15 protein-coding genes and 2 pseudogenes are annotated in these 20,129 nt (G+C 67.1%); 1 reads left to right on the top strand and 16 read right to left on the bottom strand.

What is annotated here, in order from left to right; genetic code table 11:
• Window positions 1–12: 12 nt before the first annotated feature.
• From RM25_RS01145 to RM25_RS01075, 16 genes and pseudogenes are all read right to left on the bottom strand, one after another.
• Entirely contained in the window at window positions 13–693 is a 681-nt protein-coding gene (locus tag RM25_RS01145; RefSeq protein ID WP_044635909.1) for a SanA/YdcF family protein, read from the bottom strand.
• A 243-nt stretch (window positions 694–936) separates the two neighbouring features.
• On the bottom strand, window positions 937–2,709 hold the full coding sequence (locus RM25_RS01140) for a DEAD/DEAH box helicase (protein WP_044636577.1): 1,773 nt from the start codon (window positions 2,707–2,709) through the stop codon (window positions 937–939).
• A gap of 2,101 nt (window positions 2,710–4,810) precedes the next feature.
• Window positions 4,811–5,104, bottom strand: coding sequence for a ferredoxin family protein (locus RM25_RS01130; protein ID WP_013160178.1), 294 nt, complete (start codon window positions 5,102–5,104; stop codon window positions 4,811–4,813).
• 13 nt (window positions 5,105–5,117) lie between these two features.
• Window positions 5,118–6,422, bottom strand: a complete 1,305-nt coding sequence (locus tag RM25_RS01125; protein WP_013160177.1) for an FAD-dependent oxidoreductase — start codon at window positions 6,420–6,422, stop codon at window positions 5,118–5,120.
• 2 nt (window positions 6,423–6,424) lie between these two features.
• Window positions 6,425–7,297 (bottom strand): electron transfer flavoprotein subunit alpha/FixB family protein, encoded by an 873-nt coding sequence (locus tag RM25_RS01120; RefSeq protein ID WP_036942895.1) that lies wholly within the window; start codon window positions 7,295–7,297, stop codon window positions 6,425–6,427.
• A 36-nt stretch (window positions 7,298–7,333) separates the two neighbouring features.
• Window positions 7,334–8,089: an electron transfer flavoprotein subunit beta/FixA family protein gene (locus tag RM25_RS01115; RefSeq protein ID WP_044635907.1), complete on the bottom strand. Its 756-nt coding sequence runs from the start codon at window positions 8,087–8,089 to the stop codon at window positions 7,334–7,336.
• A gap of 183 nt (window positions 8,090–8,272) precedes the next feature.
• On the bottom strand, window positions 8,273–8,917 hold the full coding sequence (locus RM25_RS01110) for an MBL fold metallo-hydrolase (RefSeq protein WP_044635906.1): 645 nt from the start codon (window positions 8,915–8,917) through the stop codon (window positions 8,273–8,275).
• A 4-nt stretch (window positions 8,918–8,921) separates the two neighbouring features.
• The gene (locus tag RM25_RS12935; RefSeq protein WP_196482677.1) at window positions 8,922–9,239 is read right to left on the bottom strand and encodes an MFS transporter; all 318 of its coding nucleotides are present in this window, start codon (window positions 9,237–9,239) and stop codon (window positions 8,922–8,924) included.
• Complete coding sequence (locus RM25_RS01105; RefSeq protein ID WP_196488133.1) at window positions 9,163–10,278, bottom strand: MFS transporter; 1,116 nt, start codon at window positions 10,276–10,278, stop codon at window positions 9,163–9,165. The genes RM25_RS12935 and RM25_RS01105 overlap by 77 nt, the downstream gene beginning before the upstream one ends.
• Window positions 10,279–10,488: 210 nt before the next feature.
• Window positions 10,489–11,367, bottom strand: a complete 879-nt coding sequence (locus RM25_RS01100; protein WP_044635905.1) for a MaoC/PaaZ C-terminal domain-containing protein — start codon at window positions 11,365–11,367, stop codon at window positions 10,489–10,491.
• Entirely contained in the window at window positions 11,364–12,965 is a 1,602-nt protein-coding gene (locus RM25_RS01095) for an AMP-binding protein (protein WP_052809060.1), read from the bottom strand. Before RM25_RS01095 ends, RM25_RS01100 begins: the two co-directional genes overlap by 4 nt.
• A 24-nt stretch (window positions 12,966–12,989) precedes the next feature.
• Window positions 12,990–14,216: pseudogene (gene caiB / locus RM25_RS13095) on the bottom strand (L-carnitine CoA-transferase).
• 71 nt (window positions 14,217–14,287) lie between these two features.
• Window positions 14,288–15,424 carry a crotonobetainyl-CoA dehydrogenase gene (gene caiA / locus RM25_RS01085; protein ID WP_044635903.1) on the bottom strand — a complete coding sequence of 379 codons (1,137 nt, stop codon included), beginning with the start codon at window positions 15,422–15,424 and terminating at the stop codon, window positions 14,288–14,290.
• Between the two features lie 130 nt (window positions 15,425–15,554).
• The gene (locus RM25_RS12920) at window positions 15,555–16,139 is read right to left on the bottom strand and encodes an alpha/beta hydrolase fold domain-containing protein (RefSeq protein WP_196482672.1); all 585 of its coding nucleotides are present in this window, start codon (window positions 16,137–16,139) and stop codon (window positions 15,555–15,557) included.
• A gap of 50 nt (window positions 16,140–16,189) precedes the next feature.
• Window positions 16,190–16,393, bottom strand: a pseudogene (locus RM25_RS13465) (alpha/beta hydrolase fold domain-containing protein); the annotation flags it as partial.
• Window positions 16,394–16,568: 175 nt separating this feature from the next.
• Entirely contained in the window at window positions 16,569–17,810 is a 1,242-nt protein-coding gene (locus RM25_RS01075; RefSeq protein WP_330124170.1) for an MFS transporter, read from the bottom strand.
• Between the two features lie 809 nt (window positions 17,811–18,619).
• On the opposite strand from RM25_RS01075, the gene RM25_RS12190 reads away from it, so the two are divergent.
• A complete protein-coding gene (locus RM25_RS12190) occupies window positions 18,620–19,759 on the top strand; it encodes a S1C family serine protease (protein WP_158487035.1) in 1,140 nt (379 codons plus the stop codon).
• Window positions 19,760–20,129: the final 370 nt, after the last annotated feature.

Here is a 20,129-nt window from a genome sequence, read left to right as displayed (position 1 = left end):
GCGTCGGGACGCTCAGCGGTCGTGCTCCGCCAGGGCGTCGGTCACCGAGGTCTCGCGCTGGCCCAGGATCGGCTTGCGATGGGTCACCCGGTCCCAGACGAACTTCACGTTGGCGGGGATCTCACGCATCTCGCCGGTGCGCCAGGTGGACGTGTCGTGCGACTGCTCGTCGCTCACCCCGATGGTGTCGTCGATGCCGATGCTGCGGCAGGTGGCGACCGCGCGGTCGAGGTGATAGCTCTGCCCCACCACGGTGACGGAGTTCACCCCGAAGATATTGCGCGCCCGATAACACGAGTCGTAGGTGTCGAGCCCGGCATAGTCGGCCACCACATCGCGGTCGGGCACGCCCAGCAGGCGCAGGTAGCTGCGCATCGCCCCCGGTTCGGAATAGGTGACGGTGCGGTTGTCGCCGCTGACCAGGATCACCTTCACCTTCTGTGACACGTACAGGTCGTAGGCGGCCCGCAGCCGGCCGGCCAGGTAGAGCGAGGGCGACCCGTCGGCATTCAACCCGGCCCCCAACACCAGGGCCACGTCGCGGTTCGGGGCACTGTGGGCGGTGAACACGCGGTCGCGGGCGGCACCGTGCACGAGCGCCCAGGAACCGGTCAGCACCAAGCAGGCGAGCACCACCATGCCCACCAGGATCACCCGGAGGGGATGGCTGACACGACGACGCACGGCACTCACCCTGAAAAGGCTATAGCGACGCACTGACAGTGCCGGGAACACGCGCCCGGGTGTCGCACGGCCATCCCGGACACGCGGTGATGGGAAACGATGCCGCCGGCAGCGGCGCCCCGGGGGAAGGTCAGGCTCCTGGTCATCAGCTCAGCGTGCTCCGTCCTGTCGGGTGAATGGCGTCTGGTCGGGTGCGGCGTGCGGTCAGTGTTCCGGGCTCGGGGCCCGTCCTGCCGGCCGATTGCCCGGCGCTCAGGGGCGTGCCTCGGGGTGCATGAACCAGCGACGCAGCATGGCGGTGCGTTCGTCCACCTGCTCGGTGGTGCACCGCGCGAGCTCGGGGCCACCGCACGCACGCCGCAGCGCCGCATGCACATGGGAATGGGGCACGCCGCTGGAGCGCGCGTACTGCGACACCAATGAGTTGAGCTGCTTGCGCGAGCTCTCCAGCGCCTTGTGCAGACGTTGGGCCTCGGGCACGCGCTCGCGTCGGTCGGCGCGATCATGGCGACGCAGCTGCTTGCGTTGGCGTTCCTTGAGCAGCGCGCTCACCTGATCGGGCTCCAGCAGGCCGGGCAGGCCCAGGTAGTCGGCCTCGTCCTGGCTCGTGGCCTCGGCCGGCAGCCCATAGGCCTGCGAGTCGTAGAGCACATGGTCGAAGTTGGCGTGCGAGCCGAGCGCCTCGAAGCTGCCCAGCAGGTCGTCGCTGGCGCCCTCGGCGGCGTTCGCCTGCGCGATCAGCGCCTCCTCGGGTGCCCACAGGTCGCCCTCGTCGTTCTTGGGCTTGCCGATCACATGGTCGCGCTCACGTTCCAACAGCGTGGCGTGGGCCAGGATGATCGGCACCGTGGGCAGGAAGACGGTGGCCGTCTCGCCGCGACGCCGGGTGCGCACGAAGCGTCCCACTGCCTGGGCGAAGAACAGCGGCGTCGACACCGAGGTGGCATAGACGCCCACCGCCAGGCGCGGCACGTCGACGCCCTCGGACACCATCCGCACGGCCACCATCCAGCGACTCTGCGACTCCGAGAACTCGGTGATGCGCTCATTGGAGCCGGCGTCGTCGGACAGCACGAGCGTGGCTGGCTCGCCGGTGATCTGGTGCAGGATCTTGGCATATGCCCTTGCCAGCTGCTGGTCGGAGGCGATCACCAGGCCACCGGCGTCGGGCATGTGGGAGCGCACCTGGGTGAGCCGCGCGTCGGCGGCCCCCAGCACGGCCGACATCCACTCGCCCTTGGGGTCCAGCGCAGTGCGCCAGGCCGACGCCGACAGGTCCTTGGTGAGCGGCGCGGCGAGGTCGGCCTCCACCTCGTCGCCCATCTTGGTACGCCAGTGCATCTGGCCGCCGTAGGCCATGAACAACACCGGACGCACCACCTGGTCGCGCAGCGCCTGCGCGTAGCCGTAGGTGAAGTCGGGCGCCGAATGCAACGAGCCGTCATTGTGGCGTTCGTAGCGGATGAATGGGATCGGGGTGTCGTCGCTGCGGAAGGGGGTGCCGGTGAGGGCGAGGCGGCGGGTGGCGGGCTCGAAGGCCTCGGCGATCGCGTCGCCCCAGCTCAGGGCGTCGCCGGCGTGGTGGATCTCGTCGAAGATCACCAGGGTCTTGAAGTTCTCGGTGCGTGCCCGGTAGTGGAACACCCGGGCCGCGACGCCCGCGTAGGTGACCGCGGTGCCGTGGAACTGGCGGCTGCGGCCGCGACGCGACGAGCCGCCCAGCCCCGGATCCAGCTGGATGCCCACCTTGGCGGCGGCCTCGGCCCACTGGGTCTTCAGGTGCTCGGTGGGGCACACGACGGTGATGCGCTGGATGATGCGGGCGCTCAACAGCTCGGCCGCCACCCGCAGTGCGAAGGCCGTCTTACCGGCGCCGGGCGTTGCCACGGCCAGGAAGTCGCGGGGCGCCTGGTCGCGGTACTGCTCCAGGGCGGCGGCCTGCCAGGCACGCAGCCGGTTCGACGTGCCCCAGGGCGCCCGGCCGGGATAGGCCGGTGAGAAGTGGTCGAAGGCTGAGGTGCTCACGCCATGCCCCTCCACATCCGGCCGATCGTGCCCCGCGCACGCCAGATCCGGGCCCCTTCGGGCCGGCCGCCATGGCAGGGGTTGGTGCGTACAGTGCGCCCGAAGAACCGCGTCGGATCAAGCACTCGCATAGGTGAAAGGACTCTAGTCCATCGGGTCAAGCCCAACCTGTCAGGCCGCATGGCGACGGCGGTGGAGCGCGTCGGGCCCATCGGTGCGACGTCCGCCTGCACCGGGGCCACCTGAACCGCGCCCGGCGTCCGCCTGGACCGGACCCACCTGGACCGAGACCACTTGAACCAGAACTCCCTCTAGGTGGGCAGTTGTGCGGCGTCATTGCCGCACAAGTGACCACTCAGCGGCCCGTCCAACAGAAATCGGGCCCGTCCCCGGGGACTAGGGCCGCCCATCACCGCCAGCACCTCCAACCTCCACAAGATGGACATCTGTGCGGCGTCATTGCCGCACAGATGACCACCCAAGGACGAATCCACCACCGGCAACCACCCGACGCCGTCACACCACCAGGACACGGACCGTCCGCCCGCGAGCCCACCACCACGAAGACAAGGTCGACAAAAGCACCGTCTACGGTGCTTTATCCGCACCTATCACGCCACCACCCCAGGCGAAGGCCGCTAGGTGGAGGGTTTCGATGCGTCTACTCACCACAACCATTCACTTAGTGACGAACCCGGCAGGACCAGACACCACGAACTCGCCGTCCGGCACCAGGCCGCGTCCGGCAAGGAACCCCACTAACTGGACACCTATGCGGCGTCATTCCCGCACAACTGCCCACTCAGTGAGGGTTCCTACTGGCGGGACAACGAGTCTGCGACGCAGGCTCGGGCCGCCCGTCGCACCGCCCGGCGTGCTCCTGCACCGGAAACCGGCCGACCCCGAGGACGCCAGGACTTGGGGCGTCGGGCGTCGTGCCCACGATCTGGATGATGGGATCGCTAAAAGCACCGTCTACGGTGCTTTATCCGCACCTATCCTGCTGGCCCCCGTCACCAGTGCCGTTATGTGGACACCTGTGCGGCGTCATTGCCGCACAACTGCCCACTCAGTGAAGGTTTCGGCGAGACAGGGGGTTCCGGGGACGGAGGGCTCCAGCGGGGCCGCGGGTTTCGACGGGACGGAGGGGCCCGGGGGGATTCCGGAGGGACAGGGGATTCCGGGGGGGATTCCGGAGGGACAGCGGGTTTCGACGGGACGGAGGGACCCGGAGGGACAGGGGGTTCCGGCGGGACGGAGGGCTCCAGAGGGGCCGCGGGTTTCGACGAGACAGAGGGTTTCGACGAGGACGACCCGATTCGCAGGGCACGGCGGCTCCTTAACCGGAGGACGACCCACTTCGCAGCGCACGGCGGCCCGTGAACAGGACGACCCCTCCCCACCCCAAAGTTGTCCACAGATCCTGTGGACAAGGCGGTGGACAACCCGCTTTCCCTGTGCAGACGCCCGCCGGGCCTGTGCACACCGGCGTGGAGCCAGAAATCACAGATCTGTAATTCCAGCGATAGGGGTGTGTCGGCGCCGCAGGTCCCGTAGAACAGAAGGAGCGTCGGCCATGGTCTGTGGTGGCCGGCGCGGCGAAAAGGCACATGCGACCACTCGGCAGGCCGGCACCGTCCCCCAGGGCTTTGCGCTGCCACCATCGGTGAGGGTGACGCCCGATGGGGTCGCCGCTGTGTGGGCAAGCCGGAATCGTCACCACTGTTCTTCGGCTTCCGGGGGCCCCTCCCCGCGAGGGGCCCCTCATGCCCCGCCCGGCCGCAGCACGCGCCGCACCGCTCACCAGCACCGCCGACCCACAGCACCGACCCCACGAGCCCCGCATCCACAAGCGCGCAACGCCCAATCCCCACCAGCGCGCAACGCCCAGCCCCCCGCACACCCCAACACCGACAAACGCAGTGGGCCCCGCCGATCCGACGGGGCCCACTGCGTTGTACCTGTTCTGCGTTGTACCTGTTCCGCGCTTGTTCCTACTCTGCGTTCTTCCTACTACGCGGCTGTTCCCACTCCGTGCGACTGCCACGTGCCTCGACAGCCGCCACTGCTTGATGCCGCCACCCCTGCGGGCAGCGCCACATCAGCCTTCGCGGAACACCACTCCCATGCCACCACGCGGGTAGTGCCAGGTGAGCGTCCCGGGGGGCGCCACGGCCAGGCAGGTGCCACATTCGAGGCATGCCGCGTATTCCACCGAGATGGTGCCATCGGGCTCCTCGGAATACACATGGGCCGGGCACACCTGCACGAACAGCTTGCCGGCACCGGTGCGCCTGGCCTCCTCCTGGTGCACCTCGATATGCGACTCCTCCTCGTCGGTCTCGTACGCGTCGTGCGCCAGACGCTCAGGGATGCTTGCCAAATAGTCGATCATCACTTCTCCCCTCTCACAGCGCCTTCAGTGCAGTGATTCCGTCGCGGACGAGCTCGCCGAGCCGCACGCTCGATTTCTTGAACGCGCGGGTCGCCACCTTGATGGCATGCGTGCGCGGCCTGGTGTCCATGTTGAACATGCCGTGCATCACATCGGCGATCATCTCGCCGTACGCCCCGTACATGCGGGGGCTGTCGAGCAGCTCGGGCATGTGCGCATAGGTGCGCATGTCCTGCCCCACGAAGTCACGCTCGAGATTGCGCTCGTAGCGGGCCATCGACTCGTCGGAGTAGTCCTTGTCGGTCAGCGCACGATGGGCGGCCGAGGCCGCCGCCAGCGCACTGCCCGCCGCCAGGTCCATGCCGCGGATGGTCAGGCCGGTGTTCAGGGTGAACCCCGCCGCATCGCCCACGATCATCAGGCCGGCGCGATGCAGCTCGTGGGCCACCATCGCCGGACCGTCCTCGATGGTGAGGTGACAGCCGTATTCGCGCAGCTGACCCCCCTCGAGTAGCGGTGCGATCGCCGGATGTGCCAGGAAATGGTCGTGCACATCACTCGACGCCAGCCCCTTGGCCACCAGGTCGTCGAGCCGCAGCACGACGCCGATCGAGATCGACTCCTTGTTGGTGTACAGGAAGCCGCCACCGGCCACGCCCTGGGTGCAGTCGCCGACCACGGCATAGGCCGTGCCCTCGTCGCCCGAGCAGTGGAAACGCTGCTCGATCGTCGCGGGGTCAAGCGCGATCACCGACTTCACGCCCACGGCCAACGACTTCTTGGGTTCCTTGGGACGGATACCGGCCTGCTGGGCGATAAACGAGTTCACGCCGTCAGCAGCAATCACGATGCGGGCGCGCAATTCGTCCTCGCCCGCACGCACGCCGACCACCTGGCCGCCCTCGATCACCAGCTCATCGACCTTGACGCCGGGCATCACCATGACGCCGGCCTCCTCGCACTGCTCGGACAGCCATGCGTCGAGCTTGGCACGCAGCACGCTCACCGCGTTGACCGGCTCGGCCAGGCGCTGGTCCCAGTAGTCGATGTTCACCGTGGAGGTGGGGTTGGCGAAGCTCACCACATTGCGCGTGATGCGCCGTTCCACCGGGGCGTTGTCGACGAACCCGGGAAACACCTGCTCCATCACGCGGCAGTAGAACACGCCACCCGACAGGTTCTTGGAACCCGGCTGGGCGGCCCGCTCGATGAGCACCACCGAATGGCCCTGCTGGGCCAGCTTGTAGGCGGCGGTGCAACCTGCCACACCGCCACCGATCACCACGACATCAAAGATGTCTTCGTCTTCGTCAGCCATCGTTACGCTTTCAGGGCTTCGGTCAGCTGGGGCAGCACCTGCTCCAGCTCACCCACGATGCCGTAGTCAGCGGCCTTGAAGATGGGGGCGTTCTTGTCGTTGTTGATCGCCACCACCACCTTGGAGTCGAGCATGCCGGCCAAGTGCTGGATCTGGCCCGAGATGCCGACGGCCACATAGACGTCGGGTGCCACGGTGAGCCCCGAGACGCCGATGTAGCGGTCCTTGTCGAACCAGTTGACGCCTTCGGCCAGCGGACGCGAGCAGGCAAGCTGGGCGTCCATGGCGTTGGCGGCGTCCTGGGCAAGGCTGAGCTCCGACTGCTCCTTGAAGCCACGGCCGCAGGCGATGATGCGCTGGGCGGTGGTGAGGTCGACGCGCTCGCCCTGGGCGCTCTCGGTGGAGGACACCGTGGCCGGGTAGGCCTGCGCCGCGACGGACTCCGCCGCAACCGGGTCACCCTCGGGGGCCGGGCCGCCGTCCATGATGAGCACCGCACGCGCGGTGAGCGCGTCGGTCTGCAGGGTGATGCCGCCGAAGCGCGCCACGTGGGCACCCTCGGCGTCCACCTTCTTGACGCTCGACAGCACCGGGGCGTTCAGCCGGGCGGCCACCGCACCGGCGAGCACGCGCTCGGCGGGACGGTTCGGCGCCAGCACGACGTCCTGGTCGCCGGCTGCCACGGCATCGGCCACGGCTCCGGCATAAGCCTCGGCGGGCACGTCGGCGTCGGCGGTGATCGAGATCACCTTGTCAACGCCGGCGATCTGGGCGTCGCCCACGGCCACCACGGTGATGGTGCCACCGAGGGCACGACCCGCCTCGACGAGGTTCCCGATCTGGGCGTTGGTCGTCACAATCCATGTGTTCGTCATTGTCTCAAGCTCCTTTTCTCACAAGACCGGTTTGGCTCACAGCACCGAGTCGGCGCGCAGGGCGGCGACCAGCTGGGCGGCGGCATCGTCACCGGAAAGAATCTGCTGCTTACGGGCCGGCGCGGCCGGCTTCTCGCTGGCCGTGATGGCGATGGCGGCGTCGCTGACCTCCAGGTCGGCCACGGGCACCACCTCAACGGTCTTCTTGCCGGCGGCCAGGATGTCCTTCATGCCGGGCACCTTCGGCTTCACGGCGTCGGCGGCCACGGCGACCACGAGCGGTCCGGTGACCTCGACCACGCGGCGTCCGCCGGGCTGGTCCTGGGTCACGCGATATCCGTTGTCGGTCTTCTCCAGCGCCGAGACTTCCTGGAAGCAGGGCCAGCCCAAGTAGCCGGCGACCAGCGCCGACATCATCTTGGCGCCCTCGTCCACCGACGAGTCGCCGGTCAGCAGCAGGTCAGCGCCATCGACCTTCTTCACCAGCGCGGCGAGGGCCGAGGCGGTCCTGGTCGCGTTCCAGTCGGCGGCGGCGTCGTCGGCCACCACGAGTCCACGGTCGAGCCCGCGCGACATGGCGTTCTTCTTGGCCATCGAGCTGGCCACGTCGGCGCCACCCACCGAGATGCCGACCACTTCGGCGTCGCCGGCGAGCTCGCGGCCCAGCTGCACCGCAACCGGGTCGTACTCGCTGACTGCCGACTTGGCCCGGCTCCAGTCGACCGTGCCGTCACCGCGCACTTCGGCGTCCTGGGGGTTCGGTGCATATTTGTATGCCACGACAATCGTCATCGCAGTAACCTTTCCGTTATGTGTCACTTGCATGTCTGTGTTGCATTCGCCCCGACGTTGAACAGCCACGACGATAAAGGGGTTCTTTCACAATAGTTGGCGGACGAAATCCACACCCCTGCGTTGATCTCGTCCAATTGTCCCGCGGTCACCAGAGGTGCCACCGCGGAGGATCTTGTGGTGTCATGCCGGCTGCCCGACCCCGCCCAGCCCTGCGCGCAGCATGGGATTGCGGGCCCGTTCCACCGACAGGTAGGTGCGCCCGCCGTGGCCGGGCCACAGCTCGGCGTCATCGGCCAGTGCGCCGAGGCGGGCGGCCGTGGCCACCAGCGCGCGCGGGTCGGCCCGCAGGTACTCGGTGCTGCCGACCCCCTGGGCGAACAGCGTGTCGCCGGTGAGCAGCACGCCCTGTGCCGACGACCACAGGCAGATGCTGCCCGGCGTGTGGCCGGGTGTCTCGAGCACCTGCACGGTGTCGTCGCCGAACTCGATGAGGTCGCCCTCGTCCAGTGCCCGGTCTATGCGGGTGACGGCGTAGTCGCTGCCCTCCCCGTCGAAGCCGGTGAGGTGCGGGTCGGCCATCGCGGCGGCGTCGGCGCGTCCGCACATGATGGGCACCCCGAAGGCCCGGGCCACCTCATTGGCGGCGCCGATGTGGTCGGAGTGGCTGTGCGTAAGCACGACGCCGACCACGTCGCGGCCGGCAAGCCATGCCAGCAGCAGCGGCGCCTCGGCGCCCGGGTCGACGACCAGCGCACGCCCGGCGCTGGTGAGCACATAGCAGTTTGCCTGATAGCTGCCGAACGGGACTGACTCGATGGTGAACAAGGCCCTACCTCCCCTTGAATTGCGGTGCGCTGGTTTCTGACAGGTCGTGGCCGCGCGTCTCGGGCGCCCACACCAGTGAGACGACGAAGCCGACGGCCGAGATGATGGCGCCGGCGATCATGGTGGCGCCCATGCCCTGGCGGGCGATGAATCCCGGCAGGATATAGATCGAGACGACGGTGCCGATGCGGCTGACGGCCATGGCCACGCCCATCGCCGAGCCCCGGATGTCGGTGGGGAACAGCTCATTGGGGTACAGCCACTGCAGGTTGCCCGGCCCGCCGGAGAACAGGGCGTACAGCGCGAAGCAGATCAGGATCACCAGGGTGCTGGGTGCCGGGATCGCACCCAGCACGGCCAGTGCCACCGTCATCACGGGACGATCCGATCACCAGCTTGCGTCGCCCCAGCGATTCGGCCAGGAACATCGCCGGGATGGTGCCGATGAGGAAAAAGGTGCCCACCACCATCTCGCCGAGCAGGGCGTTGCGTCCCTCGCCCAGGCGGAAGGCGTTGGAGATCTGGGGTCCGTAGGTGTACATGGCGAACATCGGGATGGCCTGGCACAGCCAGATGACGCCGACGAACAGCACCCGCCACAGGTAGGGGCGGCTGAACACCTTGGAGAACTTGGTGCGGGTGGGTTCGGGTTGCAGGCCCAGTTCCACGTCCTGCCCGTAGAGGCCGCGCACCACCTCGGCGGCCTCCTCGGTGCGTCCCTTGCTGTAGAGCCAGCGCGGCGATTCGGGCACCGACCAGCGTCCGATGAGGATGATGACGCACGGGATCACCGAGCTGCCGAGCATCCAGGTCCAGCCGCGGGTGACGTTGTCGAACAGGTAGCCGACCACATAGGCGACGTTGGCGCCCAGGTACCACACGGCCGCGATCGCACCCATGGCCATGGCCCGGTATTTGCGCGGGGTGAACTCGGCGATCATCGAGGTGGCGATGGGATAGTCGGCCCCGATCACCACGCCGATCGCCAGCCGCAGCACGAACAGCTGCCCCGGCGTCGACACGACCATGCACAGCAGCGACAGCACGCCGATGAGGATCAGGTCGATCACGAACATCTTGCGACGTCCGATGAGGTCGGTCACCCAGCTGCCGGCGATGGCGCCGACGAAGACGCCCACCAGCGCGGCGGCACCGAGCAGTCCGCTCCAGTGCTCGTTGATGCCCAGGTCGGGACCCATGTGCACCAGCGCGACGCCGATGATGCCCAGCACATAGCCCTCCAGGAAGGGCCCTCCGCTGGAGAACACCACCACCTTGCGCAGGGCACGGCTCATGCCGACGTCCTCCAGGCTCACTGGTTGTTGCGACGTCAGCTGTTGCGACACTGGTTGCTGTGGCATTGTTCCGCCCTCCTTCGTGCTGTCGTGGTGCCCTGTTCTTCGATGATCGGTTCCCGTCGGTTGGCTGCGCTGATGGTGTGCGGTCCCTGCGTACACGGCGAGTTGCCGGCCCGGGACAGGCCGGCAACCACCGAAGCCACAGGGCTCACCCGGAATGCTGGTTCCGGGTGGTGGACCCACCGTGGTGGTGGGCCCAGCCGGGCTCGTGCCTCACTTGTATTCGATGATTCCCCAGTTGAGGTGCGGCTTGGCGCCGGTCGTGTCGACGTCGTCGTCCACCAGGCGGAAGCGCAGCTCGCCCTCGCCGACCTTCCACATCTGCGTGCGCAGGGTGGAGCCGGGCAGCACCGGGGAGGTGATGCGCGTCTTGAAGCGGGTGATGCGCTCGGGCTCGCCGGGCACGAAGGTGTTGATGGCATGGCGCATCACGACGCCCGCATAGCTGATGGCGTGCAGGATCGGGCGGGGCTCGCCGTTCTTGGCGGCGTACTCCCAGTCGATGTGCTGCGGGTGGTAGTCGCCCGACAGGCGGTAGATGAGCGCCTGGTTCTCGGGGATGCGCTCGGTGACCTCGGCGTCAGGTGCCCGGTCGGGCATGTCCACCAGGTCCTTGGGGGGCTTGGGGCCGCCCCAGCCACCGTCGTAGATCAACGCGTCCCACGACTCGTTGGTGAACAGCAGGTTGCCCTCGGCGTCGTAGCTGTCGCCGATGTGCTGGGCCAGCAGGCCCTTGCCCTCGCCGCGGTCGTAGAGGCCGGCCAACTTCACCTTGGTGCTGATGGTGTCGGCCATCTTGGTGATCGGCTGGTGGTACTTGATGTCGAAGCCCCAGTGCAGCGAGCCGGCGTAGTTGTAGCCGTAGTCGATGGTGCGGGTGACTTCGGAGTCGACGATGAGCATCGCACCGAACATCGGCAGCACCTTGAGGCTGCGGTTCAGCGGGTCGTGCTCATTGATGTATTCCAGGCCGTCCTTGCCGTCGATACCGGCGCCGCAACCCAGTGCGAACAGCTCGAGGTCGCGGAAGTTGTATTCGCGGACGAATGGGCCGAACGTCTGGCCCACCATTTCTGTCTTGATCCTGTTCATAATGACCTTCCCTTTGCCGTCATTAATTCCTTCCGCAAGAGGTCCTTGCGGATCTTTCCGTAATTCCCCCGAGGCAGCTCGGAGCTCACGTGAATGGCTTCGGGCACCTTGAAGTACGCCAATCGTTCGGCGCAGCGCTTGCGAATCTGCTCAACATCGAGCTTCACGCCGAGCGCCGGCACCACAAAGGCCTCGATGGCCTCGTCCTTGATGGGGTCGGGCACGCCGACCACTGCGGCGTCCACCACGCCGGGCTGGTGCAGCAACGCGTCCTCCACCTCGGCCGACGAGATGGTCTCACCGGCCCTCTTGATCACGTCCACGTTGCGGTCGACGAAGTAGAACCAGCCGTCGGCGTCCATGCGTCCGCAGTCGCTGGTGTGCATCCAGCCGTCGTCGGTGAAGCAGGCGTCGGTGCGTGCCGGATCGCGCCAGTAGCCGGCCATCAGGCTGACGCCCGGTATGCCGCGCACCTGGATCTCGCCGACCTCGCCCACCGGCATCGGATGTCCGGCGTCGCTGGCCACCCGCACCCGGTAGCCCAGGCCGACCCGACCCACCGAGGGCCACCGCGTCGGCCCGAAGGGACGCTCGGTGAGCACCCCCACCAGGCTCTCCGACGACCCGTAGTTGTTGAGCAGGCGCACCCCGAAGCGGTGTTCGAAGGCGGCCTTCTCGTCGTCGGTGATCGGCAGGAAGTAGTGCACCAGGCGCACCTGGTGGTCACGCTCGTCGGGCGCCACCGGCTGGGCCATCATCGTGCGCACCATCATCGCCATCGACTGGATCAGCGTCGCCCGATGGCGCCGCACCTGGGCCCAGGCCCGGGTGGCCGAATAGCGCTTCTCGAAGATCATCGTGGCGCCGGCGGTGATCACCGGGGCCAGCGCCGACAGCTGCAGGTTCACGTGCGTGCCCACCATCGACGAGTAGAACCGGTCGTCCTGGCCCATGGCGAGCTGCCAGTTGACGAACAGCCCCGAGAACACGAAGTTCGCGTGGGTGAGCATCACGCCCTTGGGCCTGGCGGTGGTGCCCGAGGTGAACATCACCTCCAGCAGGTCCGACCCGTCCAGCGCCGGATGCACGCCGGGCTCGGGTGACGCCTCCCCCACCGTGGTGGTGAAGTCGAGCACCCGGCCGGGCTTGTGTTCCGGGTTGCCCCCCAGCGACAGCACGGTGCCGATGGCGGCGAGTTGCTCGTCGCCATGGATCGCCAGCAGCTCCGGTTCGGTGACCAGCACCAGCGGGGTGGTACGCGCCACGATGTCGGCGCACTCCACCCGCGAATAGGCCGGGCTGATCGGCACCAGCACGCCGCCGATCTTGGCCAGAGCCAGCAGGCAGGCGATGAACTCCGGGGAGTTGTACAGGTGCACGGCAACCCGGGTGCGCTGGCCGACGCCGGCGTCGGTCAGCACATGGGCCACCTGGTTCACCCAGGCGTCGAATTCGCCGTAGCTGTATGTGCGCACCTGCCCGGTGTCAGGGTCACCGAACACGAGGAACTCGGCCGTGCGCCGGGAGCGCACCTGGTGGTCCCAGATGGCTCCCAGCGACAGCTCCTCGCCGGCTTCCGCGGCATCCCACATCGTCATCTCTCCTGCCCGCAAGGGCCTGGTTCAGCTCTCGTCCTGGTCGCCGAAGCGCACCTTGCCCGACGCCTTGAAGCGCTCGATGTCGGCCGGGCTGAAGCCGGCCTTGGCGAGCAGGTCGGCGGTGTCGTAGCCCAGCGGGGGCAGCGGACGCCAGAACTGGCCGGGACGGTTCTTGAACACCGGCACCGTGTTGAGGCCCTTCACGTCCTGGCCCTCTGCGTTCTGCCATTCGATGAAGTTGCCGCGCTCCTGCACGTGCTTCTCGGCCAGGATGTCCTCGAAGCTGAGGCACTTCTGCGCCGCCAGCTTGTGGGCGGTGAAGTCGGCCTCCACGTCCTCCACGTCGCGGGCCAGCAGGTACTCCTCGAGCTTCGACTCGATGAGTTCCGCCTTGGGCGACGACAGCCACAGGGCCGAGGTGTCCTCCGGATAGTCCTCGGTGCCCCACAGCTCGCCCAGCCCGATTGCCTCGAGCAGGTACTTGTTCTGGGGAACGCCGTAGACGCACAGGCCGATCACGCCGTTGCGGCACTTGTACTGCCCGATGGCGCACAGGTTCTGGTTCCTGCCGCCGGCGCGCGGGTACTCGATGCCGGCATTGAGGTAATCGATCATGTAGTACGCGCCCATCCGCAGCATGGTCTCGTACATGGCCAGGTCGATGGACTCGCCCTTGCCGGTCTTCTGCGCCCGGAAGACGGCTGCCAGCGCGGAGCTGACGACCATCAACGAGTTGAAGTAGTCGCCGGTGTAGGGCGCTGCCGTCATCGGCTAGTCGGGCGTGCCGTTCTGGTAGACGTAGCCCGCGTAGTCCTGCACGGTGAGGTCATAGGCAGCCGAGTTCACCCGCACGGGATCGCCCGTGTGGCCGAAGCCGGAGACATGCACGATGACGAGCTTGGGATTGCGTTCCCACAGCATCTCGTCGGTGATGCCCTTGCGTGCCCAGGCCGGGCCCTTCGACGATTCCACGAAGACGTCGGCGTCCTCGATGATCTTGAACAGGATCTCCTTGCCCTCGTCGGAGAAGGGGTTCATCGACAGGGAACGCTGGTTGCGGCGCTCCATCTCCTTGACATAGGTGGTGTCGCGCACCGAGTCACCGGTGTGGGTGTTCTCGATCCAGGTGACGTCAGCACCCCACTCCGACATGATCTCGCAGGCCGTCGGCACTGCGATCTCCACGGCGGAATAGATGACCTTGAGACCGTCGAGCACTCCGAATGACGGCTTTTGCGTTGGCAATGACATTTCGTTCATTCCTTCCATGTGACGCTTTGGTCAATTCACGCTCTGGTCAAGCTGGGGCCGGGGGTTCCGGCTCAGCTGCGGTAATCGCGCAATGCACCACGGCCGGCGGCGAGGATCATCATCTCGTCGGTGCCACCGGAGACGCGGTCCACGCGAAGGTCGCGGTAGAAGCGCTGCACGCGGTGTTCGCCGGTGACGCCCACGCCGGCCAGGGTCTGCAGCGCGTTGTCGACCACGCGGGCCGAGGCATGCGAGCAGTAGTACTTGGCCATGGAGCAGTCGCCGCGGCCGAGCTGGTCGTTGTCGGCCTTCCAGGCGATCTCGTAGAGCATGTTGCGCATATTGGTGAGGTCCACCTTCATGTCGGCGAACTTCAGCTGGATGAGCTGCTTGCGGGCAATCGCCTCGCCGCCCTGCACGCGCTGGTTGGCGTACTTGGCGGCGTCCTCGAAGGCGCAGTAGGCGGTGCCGTAGTTGGTCAGGGCCACCTCGAAGCGCTCCAGGTCGAAGTCCTTCACGCCGCGCTTGAAGCCATTGCCCTCGGTGCCGAACAGGTCCTCCTCGCGCAGTTCGACGTTGTCGAAGTAGATGTCGGCGCACGAATCCATGCGCAGGCCGAGCTTGTGCAGGGGCTCCTTGGTGATGCCCGGCAGGCTCATGTCGACGAACCACTCGGTGTAGGTGCCCATGTTGTCGGCGTCGCGGGCCATCACCACGAGGTAGGGCACCTTCATGGATGAGGTGATGAAGGTCTTGTGTCCGTTGAGGTACACCTTGCCGCCCTTGCGGCTGTAGGTGGTGGACATGTCGTCCCAGCTCGACCCGGCGCTGGGCTCGGTCATGGCGTAGTTGAGCATCTGCTTGCCACTGCCGACGAACTTGAGGATGTCCTTCTTCTGCTCCTCGGTGCCCTCGCGGATCACCCTGTCCCAGCCGGGCAGCTGGTAGAGCACGTAGGTGGGGCCACCGGCGCGGCCGAGTGCCTCATAGGCGGCGGCCAACGTCTGCCAGCCCAGGCCCAGGCCGTCGTATTCCTCGGGCAGCAGGATGCGGTCGAAGCCGAGGTCGCAGATCGCCTTGACCCAGCGCTCGGGATACTCCGAGTTCTCGTCACACTCGTGGAAGTACTTCTCCCATGCCTCACTGTTCATCAGCTCGGTGAAGCCGTCCACCATGAGCTGCTGGTCTTCGGTCAATGAGAAATCCATTGTCTTTCCCTTTTCTGTGGTTGTTTCGTTGGCTTGGCTGTGTGGGTTGGGCTGACGTCGACCGCACCGTTGCCGACTGCGTCCCGCGGGGGGGTCGGGTCGGCGTGCCGGCGACGTCGGACGGTTCGGCTCAGGGTCGGGCGGGTTCGGGGTCACGGGAGCGATCCGGTCCCTGCTCGGTGAAGAACTGCGCCGAATGCGCCAGCAGCCGGCGGGCGGCTGACAGCATGCGGGTGTGGTGGGCGAACCCGTGGATCACCCCGGCGAATTCCTCGTACTGGTTGGTCACGCCCGCCAGTGCGAGTTGGGCCGCCAGGGTGCGGGAATCATCGCGCAGCGGGTCGAGCGCCGCCGCGGCCACGTAGCAGGGCGGGACGCCATGGCCCAGGTCGGCGCCCACGACGTTGAACCAGGGCGAGGACACGTCCTCGGGCGAGCCGAAGTAGGCGTCGTAGTAGTACTGCAGGTCGTCGTCGCCCAGTCCGTCCCAGGGGCCACCAAGCAGGCGGCGTGATGCGGAATCGGTGAGTCCGTAGATGCCGTAGTACAGCAGCATGCAGCGCAACCGGTCGGCCAGCTTCTCCTCGTCGCGCAGGTGCAGCGCCACGCCGAAGGCCAGGCTGACCCCACCCGAGTCGCCGGCCAGCGAGATGTCGTCGGCGTCGATGCCCCATTCGTCGGGTGCGTCCACCAGGGCACGCACCCGACGACGCACTCGTTGAGTGCCCGGGGATACTTCGCCTCCGGCGACAGCGTGTAGTCCACGCTCACCACGCAGGCCTTGGTCGAGTCGGCCAGGATGCGCGTGATGCGGTCGTGGGTGGTCGGATTGCCCACCACCCAGCCGCCGCCGTGGATGAAGACGATCACCGGCAGGGTGTCTTGCGGTGCCGGCCCGGCGGGACGGTACTGACGCACCGACACCGCGCCATAGGCCGTGGCCACCTCACGATCGGTGGTCCGGGCCATCTGCGGGCCGCCCTCGTTCCAGAAGGCGCGTTCGGTGTCGTAGTTCTCACGCATCTGGGCCGGCGTGACGTCGGTGGCGAAGGCGTCGCCCGCAAGCTCGTTCTGCTTGGCGATCACCTACCCCATCTCGGCACTCCACAGGCCGGGGACGTTCAGCTTTTCCGCCATGTTGGCCTCATGCCTCCACGATGCCGGCGTCGGCGACTGCCTCGTCAAGGGGCTCGTCGGCCTTGTGCTTCTTGACGTACCAGAGCAGCACCACGGCGATGGCGCCAGCAATGAGCGCCGAGATGGCCAGGATGATGAAGATGTCGTCGTAGGCGGCATTGCCCTTCTGGTCCATCAGCTTTCCGAACCAAGTGCTCGAGAAGGTATCAGGCAGGAACCCGACCACTGACAGCAGGCCCGAGGCGGTACCGAAGACCTCCAGGGGCACCTTGCCCTCGGTGAGCTGACCCGAGACGATGCCGAAGACGCCGTTGGCGACGAAGCCCAGGAAGATCACCAGCACTGCGGCGAGCACGGCGATGGCCGGCTTCTGCGGCAGGAAGACGAAGCCGAGGAGCACGACGGCTGCGAGCACCGAGCCGACGGTGATCACGCGGGAGGGCGAGCCCACCTTGGAGGCGATGGCACCGAATACCGGGCCGGAGAACAGGGTGATGCCGTAGGTGCGGATGGTGCCGATGAGCAGCACCAGCTTGGCCGAGGCGCCGAGCGCGCCTTTCAGGTAGGGCGTGGTGTAGGTGACGCCGGTGTAGTAGAAGTACACGAAGAACATGCAGGCCGAGCTCAGCCAGACCACCGGCATGGTGAGGGCCTTGCCGACGCCCTTGAAGCTGAAGCCGGTTCCGTCGCCGCCGATCTCACCCGCGAAGCGCGGGATGAAGAGGAACGACAGCACGGCGAGCACGGCGATGAGGATGCCCAGGAAGATGATCAGCACGCGCATGCCCACCTCGGGGCTGGCGGCGAGCTTGGTCACGATGAAGGTGTTCACCAGGCCGACCACCAGGCCGGCTGCGCCGTACAGGCCGTAGGACAGGCCGATATTGCGCGAGTACTCGCCCTCACCGGAGATCAGGCGGATCACCTTGAAGCGGATGCCCCACCAGATGAGGATCGTGGTGAGGCCCATGCCCACGAACACGAACATCAGCGTGTTGTACGACGGCAGCGTCGCATAGACGAAGGTGAGCAAGGCGGTGAGCGCGAAGCCCACCCACGACAGCGTGCGGGCGCGCACCTTGTCGGCCACGATGCCCGAGGGCAGGTAACAGATGGTCGCCGTGATGGCGTAGGCCGAGAGCAGCGTGCCAACCTGTTCGTTGGTGATGTGCAGGGCCGCCATCAGCTCGTTGTAGAAGACGAACTTCAGGTAGGCCGGCGTGTAGATGATCGAGCTGCCCATCGAGATGATGACCAGCAGGAAGACCGGCGCGCACGGCTCAGGTCGGCCGCACGCTTCTCCTCTTTCAGTGACGCAAACACTGTTCTTCTTTCACTCCGGTAGACCGCCGCCCAATAGACGCGTCTGCTCAATGGCTGACTGATGGTGATGGGTCGACGCGCCATCCACCGGGTGAATGCTGCGCTTCGTGGGGGGCCCCGTTTGTGTGCTGCTGTGGTGTCTGTGCTGCTTGACCGACTGTGTTGCTGAGGTGCGAACGGCTGTCGCCTCGGCTCGACGCTGAGTCTGTTTTTCGCACCTCCCGCCGATCGTGACGATCGCCGTTTCCCTCGTGCCGTCAGATTAGTCCTGACAAGCGCACATACAGACGATAACAGTGTGTGTCTCGTCGTACATCGCGGGGTGGTGGAACCACACGCTACGGGATGTCCGCACCGCTCGCGACACCGGGGTTCCCTTGTTGCACCGGTGCCACCGTTACCCCGTGGGATCACGCCGTGATCACTCGCACGCTGTCCCATATGCGCCACAGCGGGGCTCCGGGAACTGTCAGGAGGCTGGGGCATAATTGGCGAGGCCGACCGGTGCAATCCCCCAAGTTCCCGTCAACGGCGAGGAGAGCATCCCAGATGAGCGACCAGTACGGACCCCACCCGCACCAGCCCCGCCGGGACGACGCCGCCCGAAACCACGCTGGACCCATCCGCAGCGCGACGGACCCTACCCATGGCGACCCGGATCCGTGGGCTGCCATGCCCGGCCCCGATGCACCCAGCCCCTGGGCGCGCTCTTACCGCCCCGTGCCGCATGCCCAGGTGTCGGACGGGCAAGCGCTGAACGACCCAACACCGGACAGTCCCACACCGAACGGCCCAGCACCCGACAACCCAGCACCGAACACGCAGGTACCGACGGCACCCTTCTTCATTCCCGGCGACTATCCACCGCCCGCGCCGGGCCAGCAGCCCTGGGGCGGCTACCCGGTACAGCAGGGGCAGGCCAGCTTCGGGGGCGGGTGGACGCCACCGCCGCCGGGCCCCGGCCAGAGCAGCTGGGGTGGTGGTTGGGGGCCGGCCCCGCAGCCGCCCCGACGGCGTCGCGGGCCACTGTTGTTGGTAATCGGCCTGGCCCTGGTGGTGTTCACCGGCGCCCTGTTCGGCTCGATCGGTGTGCTGCTGCGTCCGACCATGCCGGGCCTGGCCCCGCCGGCAAGCGGTGCCGCCAGCTGGGGCAACTACACGCCCTTCATGCCGAACGCCTCGCCGAACGATCCGGGTGCCACGGTGCGCCCCACTGCCCCGTCGGCCGAGCAGACCGACGCGAGCGGCGACCAGATCCGTGGCGTGGCCATCGTGGAGGCCATGTTGTCGGTCACCGAGGGATCGGCCGGCACCGGCATGGTGATCGGCGATTCGGGCATCGTGCTGACGAACTACCACGTGGTGCAGGGCACCAATGGCACGATCAATGTGACGATCGCGTCCACCGGGTCGACCTACAGCGCCAAGGTGCTGGGGCACGACAAGGCCAATGACGTGGCCCTGCTCAGCCTCAATGGGGCCAGCGGGCTGCCGACCGTGAAGATCGACGCCGATGGCGTGCGCGCCGGCGACCAGGTGACCTCGGTGGGCAACACCGACGGACGACGCAAGATCATGGCCGCCCCCGGCGAGGTGCTGTCGACCAATGAGTCGATCCTCACCCGCGACGAGGGCAGCACCGCGACGAACCAACTGTCGGGTGTCTACGAGACGAGTTCGCGCGCCATGCACGGCGATTCGGGCGGACCCACCTACGACTCCCAGACCGAGGTGATCGGCCTGACCACCGCCGGGAGCGCCGACGACGGCAGCCAGTTCGCCACGGCCTATGTGGTGCCCATCGCGCGGGCGCTCGACATCGCCAACAAGATCTCAAGGAATGAACCTTCGGGCACCGTGCAAATGGGGCCGTGACAGGCGTAAACGTCGCCGTCCACAGGTCAATCACAGGTTTCGCCCAGCTGGGCGACAACCTCGCCGTTTCCAATTGTTGGTGCGGTGACTGACCGAAACACCGTGTACGACCCCGGCTGGTTAGCTCGCTGGTCGGGAGGCAGGACGAGGAACGATGGGCCCGCGAGAGACTGGGCCGCACGGCAGCTGGTTTGCTCGTTGCTGGCTGTCGAGCACCATAGGCTCGCGGGCATTGAAACTCCCATGCCGATGAGGGTTTTCCTGGTCGGACATCACCCCGTGCAATGCCGCACCGAGATTGCACCACCGCTTCTTCATACGAACAGAGCCAGAGGGGCTCCCCACATGTGGGGAGCCCCTCTGGTGTTCC

Source organism: Propionibacterium freudenreichii subsp. freudenreichii, assembly GCF_000940845.1.
GTDB lineage: Bacteria > Actinomycetota > Actinomycetes > Propionibacteriales > Propionibacteriaceae > Propionibacterium > Propionibacterium freudenreichii.
The sequence above is the reverse complement of the archived record's forward strand: the minus strand, read 5'-3'. Positions and strand labels throughout refer to the sequence as shown.